This is a genomic window from Aeromonas sp. SE22 (genome assembly GCF_038739755.1).
GTDB classification, from domain to species: Bacteria; Pseudomonadota; Gammaproteobacteria; order Enterobacterales; family Aeromonadaceae; genus Aeromonas; species Aeromonas jandaei.
In genome coordinates this window covers 116,351-131,819 of record NZ_JBCGFD010000012.1, presented here as the reverse complement: position 1 = coordinate 131,819, position 15,469 = coordinate 116,351, and the positions used below count along the sequence as shown (strand labels likewise).

General features: G+C 60.9%; 13 protein-coding genes. 11 read left to right on the top strand and 2 right to left on the bottom strand.

Features of this window, described 5'->3' with window-relative positions:
• From ftsY to hutH, 10 genes are all read left to right on the top strand, one after another.
• Positions 1-1,379: signal recognition particle-docking protein FtsY (gene ftsY, locus AAHA39_RS16840; protein WP_342690028.1), on the top strand; the 1,379-nt coding region annotated here is incomplete at its 5' end.
• A gap of 51 nt (positions 1,380-1,430) precedes the next feature.
• Entirely contained in the window at positions 1,431-2,099 is a 669-nt protein-coding gene (gene ftsE / locus AAHA39_RS16835; RefSeq protein ID WP_033112579.1) for a cell division ATP-binding protein FtsE, read from the top strand.
• Positions 2,099-3,052: a permease-like cell division protein FtsX gene (gene ftsX / locus AAHA39_RS16830; protein WP_041209605.1), complete on the top strand. Its 954-nt coding sequence runs from the start codon at positions 2,099-2,101 to the stop codon at positions 3,050-3,052. Before ftsE ends, ftsX begins: the two co-directional genes overlap by 1 nt.
• A 452-nt stretch (positions 3,053-3,504) precedes the next feature.
• A complete protein-coding gene (rpoH, locus tag AAHA39_RS16825; protein WP_041209606.1) occupies positions 3,505-4,359 on the top strand; it encodes an RNA polymerase sigma factor RpoH in 855 nt (284 codons plus the stop codon).
• 125 nt (positions 4,360-4,484) lie between these two features.
• Positions 4,485-5,144, top strand: a complete 660-nt coding sequence (gene can, locus AAHA39_RS16820; RefSeq protein ID WP_033112576.1) for a carbonate dehydratase — start codon at positions 4,485-4,487, stop codon at positions 5,142-5,144.
• Positions 5,145-5,155: 11 nt separating this feature from the next.
• Entirely contained in the window at positions 5,156-5,860 is a 705-nt protein-coding gene (gene hutC / locus AAHA39_RS16815) for a histidine utilization repressor (protein WP_042032267.1), read from the top strand.
• Positions 5,861-6,014: 154 nt separating this feature from the next.
• Entirely contained in the window at positions 6,015-7,250 is a 1,236-nt protein-coding gene (gene hutI, locus AAHA39_RS16810; RefSeq protein ID WP_320655786.1) for an imidazolonepropionase, read from the top strand.
• Complete coding sequence (gene hutG, locus AAHA39_RS16805) at positions 7,243-8,187, top strand: formimidoylglutamase (RefSeq protein ID WP_320655787.1); 945 nt, start codon at positions 7,243-7,245, stop codon at positions 8,185-8,187. The genes hutI and hutG overlap by 8 nt, the downstream gene beginning before the upstream one ends.
• A gap of 53 nt (positions 8,188-8,240) precedes the next feature.
• Positions 8,241-9,950, top strand: coding sequence for a urocanate hydratase (hutU, locus tag AAHA39_RS16800; protein WP_320655788.1), 1,710 nt, complete (start codon positions 8,241-8,243; stop codon positions 9,948-9,950).
• A gap of 4 nt (positions 9,951-9,954) precedes the next feature.
• Positions 9,955-11,487 (top strand): histidine ammonia-lyase, encoded by a 1,533-nt coding sequence (gene hutH / locus AAHA39_RS16795; RefSeq protein WP_320655789.1) that lies wholly within the window; start codon positions 9,955-9,957, stop codon positions 11,485-11,487.
• A 138-nt stretch (positions 11,488-11,625) separates the two neighbouring features.
• Here hutH and AAHA39_RS16790 read toward each other — a convergent pair whose 3' ends face one another.
• The gene (locus AAHA39_RS16790; RefSeq protein ID WP_320655790.1) at positions 11,626-12,723 is read right to left on the bottom strand and encodes a calcium:proton antiporter; all 1,098 of its coding nucleotides are present in this window, start codon (positions 12,721-12,723) and stop codon (positions 11,626-11,628) included.
• 248 nt (positions 12,724-12,971) lie between these two features.
• Here AAHA39_RS16790 and AAHA39_RS16785 point away from each other — a divergent pair, with 248 nt between their 5' ends.
• On the top strand, positions 12,972-13,673 hold the full coding sequence (locus tag AAHA39_RS16785; RefSeq protein ID WP_320655791.1) for a M15 family metallopeptidase: 702 nt from the start codon (positions 12,972-12,974) through the stop codon (positions 13,671-13,673).
• Positions 13,674-13,719: 46 nt separating this feature from the next.
• Here AAHA39_RS16785 and AAHA39_RS16780 read toward each other — a convergent pair whose 3' ends face one another.
• A complete protein-coding gene (locus tag AAHA39_RS16780; RefSeq protein ID WP_320655792.1) occupies positions 13,720-15,249 on the bottom strand; it encodes an EAL domain-containing protein in 1,530 nt (509 codons plus the stop codon).
• Between the last annotated feature and the right edge of the window lie 220 nt (positions 15,250-15,469).

Here is a 15,469-nt window from a genome sequence, read left to right as displayed (position 1 = left end):
CGCGTATTGCCGCTGAAGCCCGTGCGGCGGAAGAGGCGCGTATTGCCGCTGAAGCCCATGCGGCGGAAGAAGCTCGTATTGCCGCTGAAGCCTGTGCTGCGGAAGAGGCGCGTATTGCTGCCGAAGCCCATGCTGCAGAAGAGGCTCGCATTGCTGCCGAAGCCCGCGCAGCGGAAGAGGCTCGTATTGCTGCTGAAGCCCGCGCTGCGGAAGAGGCGCGTATTGCTGTCGAAGCTCGCGCTGCGGAAGAGGCGCGTATTGCCGCTGAAGCCCGTGCGGCGGAAGAGGCGCGTATTGCCGCTGAAGCTCAGGCTGCGGAAGAAGCCCGTATCGCCAAAGAGGCCCAGCGAGCGGAAGATATGCGCTTGGTCGCTGCGATGGAGGCTGAGGCCGCCGCCCTGGCAGCTCTGCCGCTGGCCGCCAAGGTGGACGACGACACCCAGGAGAAGCCGCAGCGGGAGGGCTTCTTTGCTCGCCTCAAGCGCAGTCTGGTGCGCACCAAGGAGAATATCGGTTCCGGTTTCTTCGGCCTGTTCCGTGGCAAGAAGATCGACGATGAGCTGTTCGAAGAGCTGGAGACCCAGCTGCTGACCGCCGATCTTGGCGTCGACACCACCACCCGCATCATCGAGGGGCTGGTGCAGCATGCGGACCGCAAGCAGCTGAAGGATGCCGAGGCGCTCTATGGCCTGCTCAAGCAGGACATGGGCGAGATGCTGGCCAAGGTAGAGCAGCCGCTGGTGATCGACACCAGCAAGAAGCCTTACGTGATCCTGATGGTCGGCGTGAACGGCGTCGGCAAGACCACCACCATCGGCAAGCTGGCCAAGCAGTTCCAGGCCGAGGGCAAGAGCGTGATGCTGGCCGCTGGCGATACCTTCCGTGCCGCTGCGGTCGAGCAGCTGCAGGTATGGGGTCAGCGCAACAATATTCCGGTGATTGCCCAGCACACCGGCGCCGACTCCGCTTCCGTTATTTATGACGCCATCGAGGCTGCCCGCTCCCGCGGGGCTGATGTGCTGATCGCCGATACTGCCGGCCGCCTGCAGAACAAGAGCAACCTGATGGAGGAGCTCAAGAAAGTGGTGCGGGTGATGAAGAAGCTGGACGAAGAGGCGCCCCACGAGATCATGCTGACTCTGGATGCCGGCACCGGCCAGAACGCCCTGAGCCAGGCCAAGCTGTTCAGCGAGGCAGTGGGCCTGACCGGTATAACCCTCACCAAGCTGGATGGCACGGCCAAGGGCGGCGTCATCTTCGCGGTGGCCGACAAGTTCCAGATCCCGATCCGCTATATCGGGGTGGGCGAGGGGATCGACGATCTGCGTCCCTTTGTCGCCAACGACTTTATCGAGGCCCTGTTTAGTCGCGATGAGTAAACATCCCATGCCCCGACTTCGGTCGGGGTTTGTCAATGTCAGGGAACCGTTATGATTCGTTTTGACAAGGTCAGCAAGGTATACAGCGGTGGCCATCAGGCGCTGCAGAAGGTCAGCTTTCACCTGCGCAAGGGGGAGATGGCCTTCCTGACCGGACACTCGGGGGCGGGCAAGAGTACCCTCCTCAAACTGATCAGCGTGATGGAGCGACCGACCGATGGTCGCGTTTTCTTTCATGGCGACGATGTCAGCCATATCCAGCGCAGCCAGATCCCCTATGTGCGCCGCCAGATCGGGATGATCTTTCAGGATCACCGGCTGCTGATGGACCGCACCGTGTTCGACAACGTGGCGTTGCCGCTGGTGATCGATGGCTACAGCCATGCGGACATCAACAAGCGGGTTGCCGCGGCGCTGGACAAGGTGGGGCTGCTCGGCAAGGAGCGCTACCAGCCGCGCATGCTCTCCGGTGGTGAACAGCAGCGGGTCGGCATCGCCCGTGCCATCGTCAACAAGCCGCCGTTGCTGCTCGCTGACGAACCGACCGGTAACCTGGATCCCCAGCTCTCCATGGATATCATGCGGCTGTTCGAGGAGTTCAACCGCTTCGGTGTCTCCGTGCTGATCGCCACTCACGATCTGGGGCTTATCGCCCGCATGCGCTATCGCACCCTGACCCTCAAGGCGGGGCGGATGTATTCGGCAGGGGAGGAGCTCTGATGGCTATCGTTCGTCACAAGCAGCCGCCGCTGCGCCGTTTGATGATGTACGGGGTTGACCACGTGCGTCAGGCGTTTGCCAGTCTGGGTGAGCTGTGGCGCAACCCGCTCGCTTCCCTGATGACGCTGGCAGTGCTTGGCGTCAGTCTGGCGCTACCCTCCTGCTTCCACGTGTTGCTGAAAAATGCCGAGGTGGTGGAGGGGAGCTGGCAGACCAGCTCCCAGATCTCCCTCTATCTGCGCAAGGATCTGCCGGAACAGAGCATTCTCGACCTGCAGCACAGGATCCTGCTCTACCCCGAGGTAGATTCGGTCACCTATATGAGTCGTGACGATGCGCTGCGGGAGTTTCGCGAGATCTCCGGTTTCGGCGATGCGCTCGATTATCTGGACAGCAACCCGTTACCACCGGTGCTGAGCGTCATTCCGGATCCGCGCTGGCAGAATCCGGAAGGGGCCGCCGAGCTGCTCGGCAAGCTCAACAACGAGGATGGCGTGGAACAGGGCAAGCTGGATCTGCAGTGGCTGACCCGTCTGCAGGGGATCATGAACCTGCTGCGCCACACCATTACCGGTATTGCTGTGCTGCTGCTCTCCGCCGTGCTGCTGATTGTCGGCAATACCCTGCGCCTCAACATCCTCAACCAGCGCTCCGAGATCGAGGTGCTGAAACTGGTGGGGGCGACCGATGCCTTTATTCACCGTCCTTTCCTCTATACCGGCATCTGGTTCGGAGTCATCGGTGGCATGCTTGCCTGGTGGCTGACCGAGGTGATGGTGATCTGGAGCGAGGGGGTGGTGAAAGAGCTGGCGGGCTTGTATAACAGTAACTTCCAGCTGGTTGGCATGGGTCTGGTGGACGGGGTGAACCTGATCCTGCTGGGCGCTCTGCTGGGGCTGATTGCCTCCTGGTTCTCGGTTCACCGCCACATTCGCGACATCGAGCCTTCCTGATTAATTTGTCAACATTGTGAATTGCTGGATTTTGCGAAGCGGATCAAGTAAAAGAGTGGCCGTTTCTGGCTTGGCCACTCTTCTCGGAGTATTCTGAATAACGGCGATCTTCAGGATCTTTGCTGGATCCTGTGAACCTTCTGCTTTATAAGCAGTCAAATAGCTGAACGAATTTATACGAGTGTGGCCCCTATGCCTTGCTCGTCAGACTTGGCAAGCATGTGAAGGTTGCGAGCTCCGCAACAATGGACTTAGCATGCTACTTTTCGGGGGTCCTTCATTGTGACCCCCTTTTTTTGACTGTTCATTCATGATTCATCCTGCGGGCATAAGATAAGCCAGTCTAAAGCTGGGCTTGTGATCTATGATGTAAGCCGCAGAATGAGACCCGGTCAGTAGACAGTCCCTCTTGGGGTGTTAGACTGGTTCGATTGAAAAGTAAGAGGTAACAGATGGGAACTTCATTGCAGCGCACTATGGCTTTGATTCCGCAAGGTAGTCTGGAAGGCTATATCCAGGCAGTAAACTCTATTCCGGTGCTGAGCGCAGAGGAAGAGCGTGAGCTGGCTGAGCGTTTGCAGCAGGATGGCGATCTCGAGGCTGCCCGCCAGCTGGTTATGTCGCACCTGCGCTTTGTCGTTCATGTCGCCAAGAGTTATGCCGGTTACGGTCTGCCGCAGGCCGATCTGGTACAGGAAGGCAACATCGGTCTGATGAAGGCGGTCAAGCGCTTCGACCCGAGCGTCGGCGTGCGTCTGGTCTCCTTTGCCGTGCACTGGATCAAGGCCGAAATTCACGAATATGTTCTGCGCAACTGGCGCATGGTCAAGGTGGCAACCACCAAGGCCCAGCGCAAGCTCTTCTTCAATCTGCGCAAATCCAAGAAGCGTCTGGGCTGGCTGAACCACGAAGAGGTGAAAGCCGTGGCTGCTGATCTCGGGGTTTCCGAGAGCGACGTGACCGAGATGGAAGCGCGCATGAGCAACTACGATCAGGCGTTCGATCTGGTTGGCGATGATGAAGATGAGGGCGGTTTCGCACCGGTTCACTATCTGGAGGACAAATCCTCCGATCTGGCCGCGACCATCGAGAACGACAACTGGGACGATCATGCGACCCGACGTCTGAGCTCGGCGCTCTCTTCTCTCGACGAGCGCAGCCAGCACATCATCCGCGCCCGTTGGCTCGACGATGACAGCAAGACCACTCTGCAGGAGCTGGCCGATACCTACGGCGTCTCTGCCGAGCGAGTGCGTCAGCTTGAGAAGAATGCGCTCAAGAAGCTGAAAGATGCCATGGAGGCTTGATCCCTCCGCGTTGAAAACAGGGCCTGATGGCCCTGTTTTTGTTTCTGCCGCTGGCAATCGGGGCTTGCCCAGATAACCCTTGGGTATGTTATGTTGCCGCCACAGCCACATGATGGAGAGCAGAAGTGAAACTGTTGAAGGACCTGTTTACCAATAACCGTGAGTGGGCCGAGCGGATCAAAGCGGAAGATCCCGCCTTCTTTGCCACCCTCTCTGCCCAGCAGGCTCCCGAATACCTCTGGATCGGCTGCTCCGATAGCCGGGTGCCCGCCAACCAGCTGATGGGGTTGCTGCCGGGGGATGTGTTTGTCCACCGCAACGTCGCCAATCTGGTGGTGCATACCGATTTCAACTGCCTCTCGGTGCTGCAATATGCGGTTGAGGTGCTCAAGGTGAAGCACATCATCGTCTGCGGCCACTATGGCTGCGGCGGGGTCAAGGCGGCGATGCAGAATCAGGAGCTGGGGCTCATCGACAACTGGCTGCGCAACATCAAGGATGTCTACTTCAAATATGGTGAGGAGCTCGAGGCCATCGAGGATGAGCACGAGCGCTTCGACTATCTGTGCGAGCTGAACGTAGCCGAGCAGGTGGCCAACGTCTGCCACACCACCATCATCCAGAACGCCTGGCGCAAGGGGCAGGAGCTGGCCGTCCACGGCTGGATCTACGGGATCAAGGATGGCTTGCTGCACGATCTCGATCTCTGCATCAGCGGGCCGGATCAGATCCCCGACGTCTATCGCGCCTGGCCGGATATGCGTCCGCCCCACCGTCGGCGCTAAGGAGCATCCCGTTGGCGCCCGCCCTCTACCTGCAGATCAAGCAGCACATCTTGGATCGGATCCGCGAACGCCACTATCAGGCGGGGGACAGGATCCCGACCGAAGCGGCCCTGTGCGAGCAGTTCACCGTGAGCCGGATGACGGTCAACCGGGCGTTGCGTGAACTGGTGGCCGAGGGGTGGCTGGTGCGCACTGCCGGATCCGGCAGCTTCGTGGCGGACCGGCGCACCGAATCACCGCTGCTGGCCATTCGCAACATCGCAGACGAGATTGCCGAGCGGGGCAGCGAATACAGCGCCCGGGTGATCCGGCTGCAGCGGCTGGCCGCCGACGAGAAGGTGGCGGTGCAGCTTGGGCTGCGGGTTGGTGCCCCCATCTTCCACAGCCTCATCGTCCATCAGGCCGATGGCGAGCCGTTACAGCTGGAGGAGCGGTTCGTCGATGCCGAGCGGCTGCCGGGTTATGGCGAGCAGGATTTCACGAAGCAGACCCCCAACCGCTATCTGATGGAGCTTTGCCCCCTGTCGGAGATGGAGCACGTGGTGGAAGCCGTGTTGCCGAGTGCCGGTGAGGCGGGATTGTTGCAAATTCGCGTGGATACACCCTGCCTATTGTTGCACAGGCGCACCTGGTCGGAAGGACATCTGGTCTCCTACGCCAGATTGCTCTCCCCCGGTTCTCGCTACAAGCTGAGCTCCAAGGCGCAGCTTTCTTGATTATCTATACAAATTGATTCTTCTCAAGCCCACCTCTGGTGGGCTTTTTTGTGCTTAAACTCTAAGCGTGATGCTGTTATCAGGTTGTGAATCCTGCTCTTTCTTTCGCCTGATGGATCGATTATAAAGATATGTATATACATTTGAGGTCGCTATGAACAAGGAACTGTTGAACTGCGAGCGGGTCTGGCTCAACGTGACGCCCGCCACCCTGAATGCCGGACTGGCCGATTACGGTCTGCTGCCGCTCCATGCCATCGGCGTGAAGGATGGCAAGATCCACGCGCTGGTGCCGATGGCCGAGTTGAAGGGGTCGCATCCCGCCCATTGGCTGGATATGCAGGGCAAGCTGGTCACTCCCGGCCTTATCGATTGCCACACCCATCTGGTCTTTGCCGGCAGTCGCGCCGAGGAGTTCGAGCTGCGTCAGCAGGGGGTGCCCTATGCCGAGATCGCCCGTCGGGGCGGCGGCATCATCAGCACGGTGCGTGCCACCCGCGCCGCCAGCGAGGATCAGCTCTTTGAGCTGGCGCAGCCGAGGGTGAAATCCCTGATCCGCGAAGGGGTCACCACAGTGGAGATCAAGTCCGGCTATGGCCTGACATTGGATGATGAACTCAAGATGCTGCGGGTGGCCCGCAGGCTGGGAGAGGCGCTGCCGATCCGGGTCAAGACCACATTGCTGGCGGCCCATGCGGTGCCGCCGGAGTATCGCGACGATCCTGATAGCTGGGTCGAGACCATCTGTCAGGAGATTATCCCGGCCGCTGCCAAAGCGGGCCTGGCCGATGCGGTGGATGTATTCTGCGAGCATATCGGCTTCTCGCTGGCCCAGACCGAGCAGGTCTATCTGGCGGCGGATCAATACGGCCTGCCGGTGAAGGGGCATATGGATCAGCTCTCCAACCTCGGTGGCAGCACCCTCGCCGCCAACTTCGGCGCCCTCTCGGTGGATCATCTGGAGTATCTGGATCCGCAGGGGATCCTGGCACTGGCCCAGCGCGGCGTAGTTGCCACCCTGCTGCCCACCGCCTTCTATTTTCTCAAAGAGACCAAACTGCCGCCGGTCGCCGCGCTGCGCAAGGCGGGGGTGGCGATGGCTGTCTCCTCCGACATCAACCCGGGCACGGCTCCCATCGTCTCGCTGCGGATGGCGATGAACATGGCCTGTACCCTGTTTGGCCTGACTCCGGTGGAGGCGATGGTCGGGGTGACCCGCCACGCCGCCAAAGCGCTTGGCGAACAGGAGCGCCTTGGCCAGCTCAGGGTGGGGATGGCGGCCGATTTCCTGATCTGGCACTGCGCCCATCCGGCCGAGTTGAGCTACATGGTCGGCGTCGATCAGCTGGCAGGCCGCATCTTCAACGGCGAGGAGACCCTCCATGGATAAATTCAACCCGGTCGACATGTCGCTCTGGCAGGGACGACAGGATCCGGAAGATGGCGAACTGGCCCTGCGCTGGCATGACAAGGTGCAGCCCTGGGCCGCCGAGGCACAAGAGGCAGCTGGTGTAGTGCTGCTCGGTTTTGCCTGCGATGAAGGGGTGCGCCGCAACAAGGGGCGTGTCGGCGCCGCCGGGGCGCCGCTGGCGGTGCGCAAGCTGCTGGCCAATACTGCCTGGCACCTGAATCGACCCGTCTACGATGGCGGGGATGTGAGCTGTACCGATGGGGATCTCGATGCCGCCCACGGCCGTCTGGCCGAGCGGGTCGCCGCGGCGCTCGATCTGGGCCACTTTCCGCTGGTGCTGGGGGGCGGTCACGAGGTGGCCTTCGGCAGCTGGAGCGGCCTCAACCTGCATCTGGCGGGTCAGGGGCGAGTCGGGATCATCAATTTCGACGCCCACTTCGACCTGCGCATGAAGCAGGAATTGGCAAGCTCCGGCACCCCCTTCTTCCAGATTGCCGAGCAGTGTGCCGCTCAGGGCACGCCGTTTCACTACGCCTGCCTCGGGGTGGCCGAGACCGCCAATACCCAAGCCCTGTTTGCCCGCGCCGAGGCGCTGGGAGTGTGGCATGTGCTGGACGAGGCGATGACCCAGACCGGGCTGCCAGCCTTGCTAAGCGGGCTGGACGCCTTTATCGCCGATTGTGATCACCTCTATCTGACCATCGACCTTGATGTGCTGCCCGGCAACCTGATGCCGGGAGTGAGTGCTCCCGCCGCCCGTGGCGTGGAGCTGGCGGTGATCGAATCGCTCATTGCCCATATCCGGGCCAGCGGCAAGCTCAGGCTTGCCGATCTGGCCGAGTACAACCCAACGCTGGATCAGGACAACCGCAGTGCCCGCGTGGCCGCGCGACTGGTTCATCTGTTGACCCGTTAACCCTTTGGCCGCCCGTCGCCGAAGGCACCCTATTGATACAACAAGGAGTGTGTATGTCTGTGCAACAGCAGGATCCCCGTCATGATCCGAACCGCGTGATCCGTGCCCCGCGCGGCACCGAACTGACCGCCAAGAGCTGGCTCACCGAAGCGCCGCTGCGGATGCTGATGAACAACCTGGACCCCGAGGTGGCCGAGCATCCCCAGTCGCTGGTGGTCTATGGCGGCATCGGTCGCGCCGCCCGCAACTGGGCCTGCTTTGACAAGATCGTCGAGGTGCTGACCCGGCTCGAGGAAAACGAGACCCTGCTGGTGCAATCCGGCAAGCCGGTCGGGGTGTTCCAGACCCACAAGGATGCACCGCGGGTGCTGATCGCCAACTCCAATCTGGTGCCGCACTGGGCCAACTGGGAGCACTTCAACGAGCTCGATAAGAAGGGCTTGATGATGTACGGCCAGATGACTGCGGGTTCGTGGATCTATATCGGCACCCAGGGGATCGTACAGGGCACCTACGAGACCTTCTTCGCGGTGGCTAATCAGCACTTCAACGGTGCACCCAAAGGGCGCTGGATCCTGACCGGTGGTCTCGGTGGCATGGGCGGCGCCCAGCCGCTGGCCGCCACCATGGCCGGTTTCTCGATGATCGCCGTGGAGTGCGACGAGACCCGCATCGATTTTCGTCTGCGCACCCGTTATGTGGACAAGAAGGCCCACAGCCTGGATGAGGCGCTGGCCATGATCGAAGAGGCCAAGCTGAGCGGCAGCGCCGTCTCCGTCGGTCTGCTCGGCAACGCCGCCGACGTCTTTGCCGAACTGGTGGCTCGTGGCATCACCCCGGATGTGGTGACCGACCAGACCTCCGCCCACGACCCGGTGCACGGCTACCTGCCGCAGGGCTGGAGCGTTGCCAAATGGCGCGAGCTGCAGCAGAGTGCCCCGCAGGAGGTGAATCTGGCCGCTCGTCGCTCCATGGCCCGTCAGGTGGAGGCGATGCTGACCCTGCAAGAGCGCGGCGCGGCGACTCTGGATTACGGCAACAACATCCGTCAGATGGCGCTTGAGGAGGGGGTGAAAAATGCCTTCGACTTCCCCGGCTTCGTCCCCGCCTATATCCGCCCTCTGTTTTGCGAGGGGATTGGGCCGTTCCGCTGGGTGGCCCTCTCCGGCGATCCGGAAGATATCTACAAGACCGATCAGAAGGTGAAAGAGCTGATCCCTGATGATCCTCACCTGCACAACTGGCTCGACATGGCCCGCGAGCGCATCGCGTTTCAGGGGCTGCCGGCGCGGATCTGCTGGGTCGGGGTCAAGGATCGGGTACGCCTCGGTCTGGCCTTCAACGAGATGGTGAAAAACGGTGAACTGAAAGCCCCCATCGTGATTGGCCGCGACCATCTGGATTCCGGCTCGGTGGCGAGCCCGAACCGCGAGACCGAGTCGATGATGGATGGCTCCGATGCCGTCTCCGACTGGCCGCTGCTCAACGCCCTGCTCAACACCGCTGGTGGCGCGACCTGGGTCTCCCTGCACCATGGCGGCGGGGTCGGCATGGGCTTCTCCCAGCACTCCGGCGTGGTGATCGTCTGCGACGGCTCCGATGACGCTGCCAAGCGGGTCGGCCGCGTGCTGCGCAACGACCCTGCCACCGGGGTGATGCGCCATGCGGATGCGGGCTACGAGATTGCCATCAACTGCGCCCGCGAGGCGAAACTGGATCTGCCGATGATTGACGGCGCCAACGGTGTCAAAGGAAAGGTGTAACACCATGTTTGAATTGACTATTACCCCGGGCGAGCTGGATCTTGCCACCCTGCGCCGCGTCAGCCGCGAGCCGGTACATATTGCACTGGATCCGGCGGCGTTGCCGGCGATCCACGCCTCTGCCGCCACTGTCTCCCGGGTGATCGAGCAGGGACGCGTGGTGTACGGCATCAACACCGGCTTTGGCCTGCTGGCCAATACCCGGATCCCGGTGGATCAGCTCGACGAGCTGCAGCGATCCATCGTGCTCTCCCACGCTGCGGGCATCGGCACCTATATGGATGACGCCACCGTGCGGTTGATGATGGTGCTCAAGCTCAACTCGCTGGCGCGCGGTTTCTCCGGCATCCGGCTGGCGGTGCTGGAGGCGCTGATGAAGCTGGTCAACGCCGAGGTTTATCCGCTGGTGCCGAAGAAGGGATCCGTCGGCGCTTCCGGCGATCTGGCGCCGCTGGCCCATATGAGCTGCCTGCTGATCGGCGAAGGCAAGGCTCGTCACGACGGGCGCGAGATCGATGCGAGCGAAGCGTTGCGGATCGCCGGGCTTGAGCCCATCGCGCTGGCACCGAAAGAGGGACTGGCGCTGCTCAACGGCACCCAGGCGAGCACCGCCTTTGCGCTGGAAGGGTTGTTCCACGCCGAGGATCTGTTCGCCGGAGCCATCACCATCGGTGCCATGAGCGTGGAGGCGGCCCTTGGCAGCCGCCGTCCGTTCGATGCCCGCATTCACGTGGTACGCGGTCAGCGTGGCCAGATTGATGCGGCTACCTGCTATCGCCATCTGCTCGGTGATCTCAGCGAGATCGGCATGTCCCATCACAATTGCGAGAAGGTGCAGGATCCCTACTCATTGCGCTGCCAGCCGCAGGTGATGGGGGCCTGCCTGACCCAGATCCGTCAGGCGGCCGAGGTATTGGTGTGCGAAGCCAACTCGGTCTCCGACAACCCGCTGGTGTTTGCCGATGACGAAGAGATCATCTCCGGCGGCAACTTCCACGCAGAACCCGTGGCCTTTGCGGCCGATAATCTGGCGCTGGCCATCGCCGAAATCGGCTCGCTCTCCGAGCGGCGCATGGCGCTGCTGATCGACTCGCGGATGTCCGGCCTGCCGGCGTTTCTGGTCAACAATGGCGGGGTCAACTCCGGCTTCATGATCGCTCAGGTCACCTCCGCGGCACTCGCCTCCGAGAACAAGACCCTGGCCCATCCGGCCTCGGTAGACAGCCTGCCCACCTCCGCCAATCAGGAGGATCATGTCTCCATGGCGACCTTCGCCGGTCGTCGGCTGGCAGACATGGCGGAAAATACCCGCGGCATTCTGGCAGTCGAACTGTTGGCGGCGGCGCAGGGGCTCGATTTTCGTGCTCCGCTGCGGGCCAGCGAGGGGGTGGAAGTGGCCAAGGGGCGGCTGCGCGCTCATGTCCCCTTCTACGACAAGGACAGGTACTTTGCCCCCGATATCGAGGCGGCCGCCGCGCTGCTGGGGCGTGCCAGCTACAACGATCTGATCCCGGCCGGGGTGCTGCCCAGCCTGTAAGCCTTGAGCCCCCTTCTCCCCTGGCGGGAGAGGGGTAGGGGATGAGGGGGACGCCGCTTCACTGGCGTCCGTGAGATCCCGGCGCTGATAACAAAAGACCGCCCAATCGGGCGGTCTTTTCGTCTCTGCGATAGTCGGTCACTGGTGCTCGAACATCAGGAACAGATAGACCACGAACAGCACCAGATGGGTGGCGCCGTGCAGCACATTGGTACGGCCGCTGCTGAAGGTCACCTTGCACACCATGAGCGTAGTGATGAGCAGCACCATGTCGGCAGGGTCGAGGCCGAGGCGCACCTCCTGACCCAGCATGGAGCCGATAAACAGCACGGCTGGCACGGTGAGGGCGATAGTGGCCAGCACCGAGCCGAAGTAGAGGTTCATGGCCCGCTGCAGCTGATTGTTGATGGCGGCCTTGATGGCGCCAACCGCCTCGGGAGCCAGCACGATACAGGCCACGATAAAGCCGCCGAGCGCCTGCGGTGCTGACAGCACCTTGACCCCGTAGTTGATGGGGATGGCCAGGGTCTTGGCCAACAGGATCACCACCACCAGATAGGCGAGCAGCAGCAGGGTGTGATAGACGTTGCTCTGCAGCGGGCCGTGGTGCTCCTCGTAATCCTCGTGATCGCTGTCGACAAAGAAGTGGCTGTGGCTGCGGGTCTGGATCAGCAGGAAGACCCCGTAGAGCAGGATCGAGATGGTGATGAGCATCCATGACATGGCGCGCGACATGCTGCCAACCGTGCCCCCTTCGGTGAAGTTGGGCAGCACCAGACAGAGCAGGGCGAGCGGGATGATGGCCACCAGATAGGATTTGACCCCGTCCAGATTGAAGCTCTGGGTGTGGTAGCGCCAGCCGCCAAACAGCAGGGTGAAGCCGACCAGACCGTTGGTGACCAGCATCACCACGGCGAACATGGTGTCACGGGCCATCACCGGATTGGGCTCGCCGGTCAGCATGACCGAGGAGATCATCACCACCTCCAGCGAAATGACCGAGAGGGTGAGGATCAGGGTGCCAAAGGGTTCGCCCAGCTTGATGGCGAGGGCATCGGAGTGGCGCACCACCGAGAAGATGGCCCAGGTGACGATGGCAAGCAGCCCCGCCGACACAGGAAGATAGATCCCGAGCGGAGTTGTCTCTGTCAGCAGGTCGCTGCCGAGCGTCTTGAAAAAGAGCAGGGTGAGCAGGCCGACGGGCAGGGCAATCTCTTGCCGGATAACTGTCTTCATAGGCAATGGTTCTCTTCTGGGGCGACCGGTGGGCCGGGAGATGAATGGAATGTGCAACGGGCGGTTGCACACTGACCAGCCCCTTATGATAAAAGCTCTTGGCCTCGAGGGGCAGCCCATTTTGTTAACAGATGTAAATTGTGGGCTTGGATCGGAGCAGATCTCGGGTTGTGGCGGTGCCGATGGCAGGCTTGCCCCGTTGGCAAGGCTCTGCTGAAATGGCTCCCCCCTGCTCAGGAGTCCATTTGATGCCGTTGCCACCCATCTCTCACGACTATGAACCGGCCAGCGCAGCCGAACAGGCGGCGCTCTCGGCCAGTGATCCGCTGGTGATCGTGGCCGCCAGCACCAGGATCCGTATCGTTCCCGTCTATTACCGGCTCGGTCTGGCTGGCAGTGAGCCGCAGATCCGGGTGCGGGAGCCGGTTGCCAAAGCGCTGGCGCGGGTAGCCGCAGCGCTGCCTGCGGGATTGGGGCTCACCTTGCTCGACGGATTTCGCAGTCGCGCCACGTCTCTGGCCATCTTCGAGCGGATCAAGGGCGAAATCGCCGCAGCCAATCCCGACTGGGATGGTGCCCGGCTTGAGCAGGAGACTCGCCGTTTCTGTGCCCATCCCTCTGATCCCGGTCACTATCCGGTACCGCCCCATCTGTCGGGCGGAGCCATCGATCTGCTGCTGCACGATCTGGCGAGTGGCGAGCCGCTCGATTTTGGTACCGGCTTTGACGATATCAGCGAGCGGGCCGAGAGCGACTATTTCGAACGCCCCTGTGCGGGAATGAGCGAGGCGCGGCGGCTGCAGATCCGTGACAACCGCCGTCTGCTGTTCTGGCTGATGCGGCGGGAAGGGTTCAGCAACTATCCCGGCGAGTGGTGGCATTTTGATCTGGGCGACTGCCTCTGGGCCCGTTTTCGCGGTGGTGAGTACCGCTATCCTGCTGCGGAGTGAGTGACCCCGGAGCAAGCTCCGGGAAAGAGCGTTCTCTTCTCTGTCGTCAGGCCGTTTCCGCCATGGGTTGGCTGAAGGCCTGTTGCCAGAGCAGCAGCTCCTGCAGCGGCATGGGCTTGCCAAAGACATAGCCCTGTATCAGATAGACCCCCTGCTGATACAGGTAGTCGACCTGCTCCCGGGTCTCGACCCCTTCGGCAATCATCTCCATCCCAGACTCTCGGCCAAAGGCGATGATGGCATCCAGCACGCTGCGTTTGAGGTCGTCGGTGCCTATGGTGTCGACGAACATCTTGTCGATCTTGATCTGGCGGATCCCGAGGCTCTGCAGATAGGCGAAGCCGCCATAGCCGGTACCAAAGTCATCCAGTTTGATGTGATAGCCCCGCTCTTGCAGGGCATTGATCTCGCTGGTAGCACTCTTGATATCGGTCAGCGGTTTGCGCTCGGTCAGCTCAAAGGTGAGCTGGGCGGGGGAGGGCCACTGATGCTGTTGCAGCAGGTTGCGCAGCAGAGGCTGCTCGACATGGGCCGCCACCAGATTGACGCTGACCCACTGAGTTGCAGCCATAGAGAAGAGGTCTGTGAGTACCCGCTCCAGCAATTGGGCGGTTATCGGCAGGATCAGCCCCTGCTCTTCGATATAGTCGATAAAGGCGCCGGGAGGAACCAGTTCACCGCCGCGCCGCCAACGCAGCAGCGCCTCGAAGCCAACGACTTCTCTGGTTCGGCTATCCACTACCGGCTGGTAGAAGGGTTCAAACTCCTGATTTTTCAAACCGATCTGCAACAGTCCTTGCAGCGAGCGCTGATAGTGGCGATGCAACCAGTAGGCACCAGCCAGCAGAATACCCAGCGCCACACCAATCCATAAAGCCAGGGTTTCAGCCTGCGCTCTGGCATAACGTGTCAGCGCCTGGCCTGCCCATAACGTCTGTTTGGTCAAGGTATTGGGTTCGTAAGAGTCGATACTGTTCGGGTCTGGCTCCTGTTTGATTCGTTTGTCCCCACGCGGCAGCATGGGGACGTAAGAATCTTTGTTGATCAGGTTGAACTCCAGATAGAAGCAGTCGGTACAGGGGGTCTGAAGGATTTCGTGGATCCAGCTGTTGTCCAGCACCCAATAGGCAATGTTGCCATTGGTGGCTCTGTAATAGACCACCAGTTCCTGTTCCGTATTGAAGCTGGGTGGTGTGGCGGTCAGGCCGAACGGGCCTATGGCGATGTCATCAGGTTGTGGGCTGATGGCAATCGAGATTCCTTGCCCCAGGCTGGAGCAGACCAGCCCCGAGTCAAGCTCCAACCCTTGCAGGCGAATATGGGTGTTGTAAAAACGGGGGTTGCGCAGTAGCGACATATCCTTGGCGCCGCAGTTGAACTCGAACTGTTTCAACTGGGTAGAGAGAATCTCGTTAATAATTTTGTAGCGTTCGATGTTGGCCTGCTTTATCTCGGCCATCTTCTGCTCCAGCATTCTTTCTGCAAGAGGCTCAGCCAGCCAGTACGCAATTGGTTGACCGAAAAAAACAGGAAAAACCAACAATAACAAATAGATAAGTATTGATGGGGTGCGCATGGGGCGACCTGTTGTATGGTTGGGCCCATATGGGCAACATTGAGTTTATTGCATTAGTACAATCAATTTGAAGCGGGATTATTAGTTGCCTTGATTAAATTATTAACATAATGATTTTAAATGTTTTTACTCCTTGAATATGAGGAGATTCAATCGTTAACCTGTCATAAATGACAATTGCCCGACTTATCCGAACGCATTAGAGTAGCCCCGCGGTTTG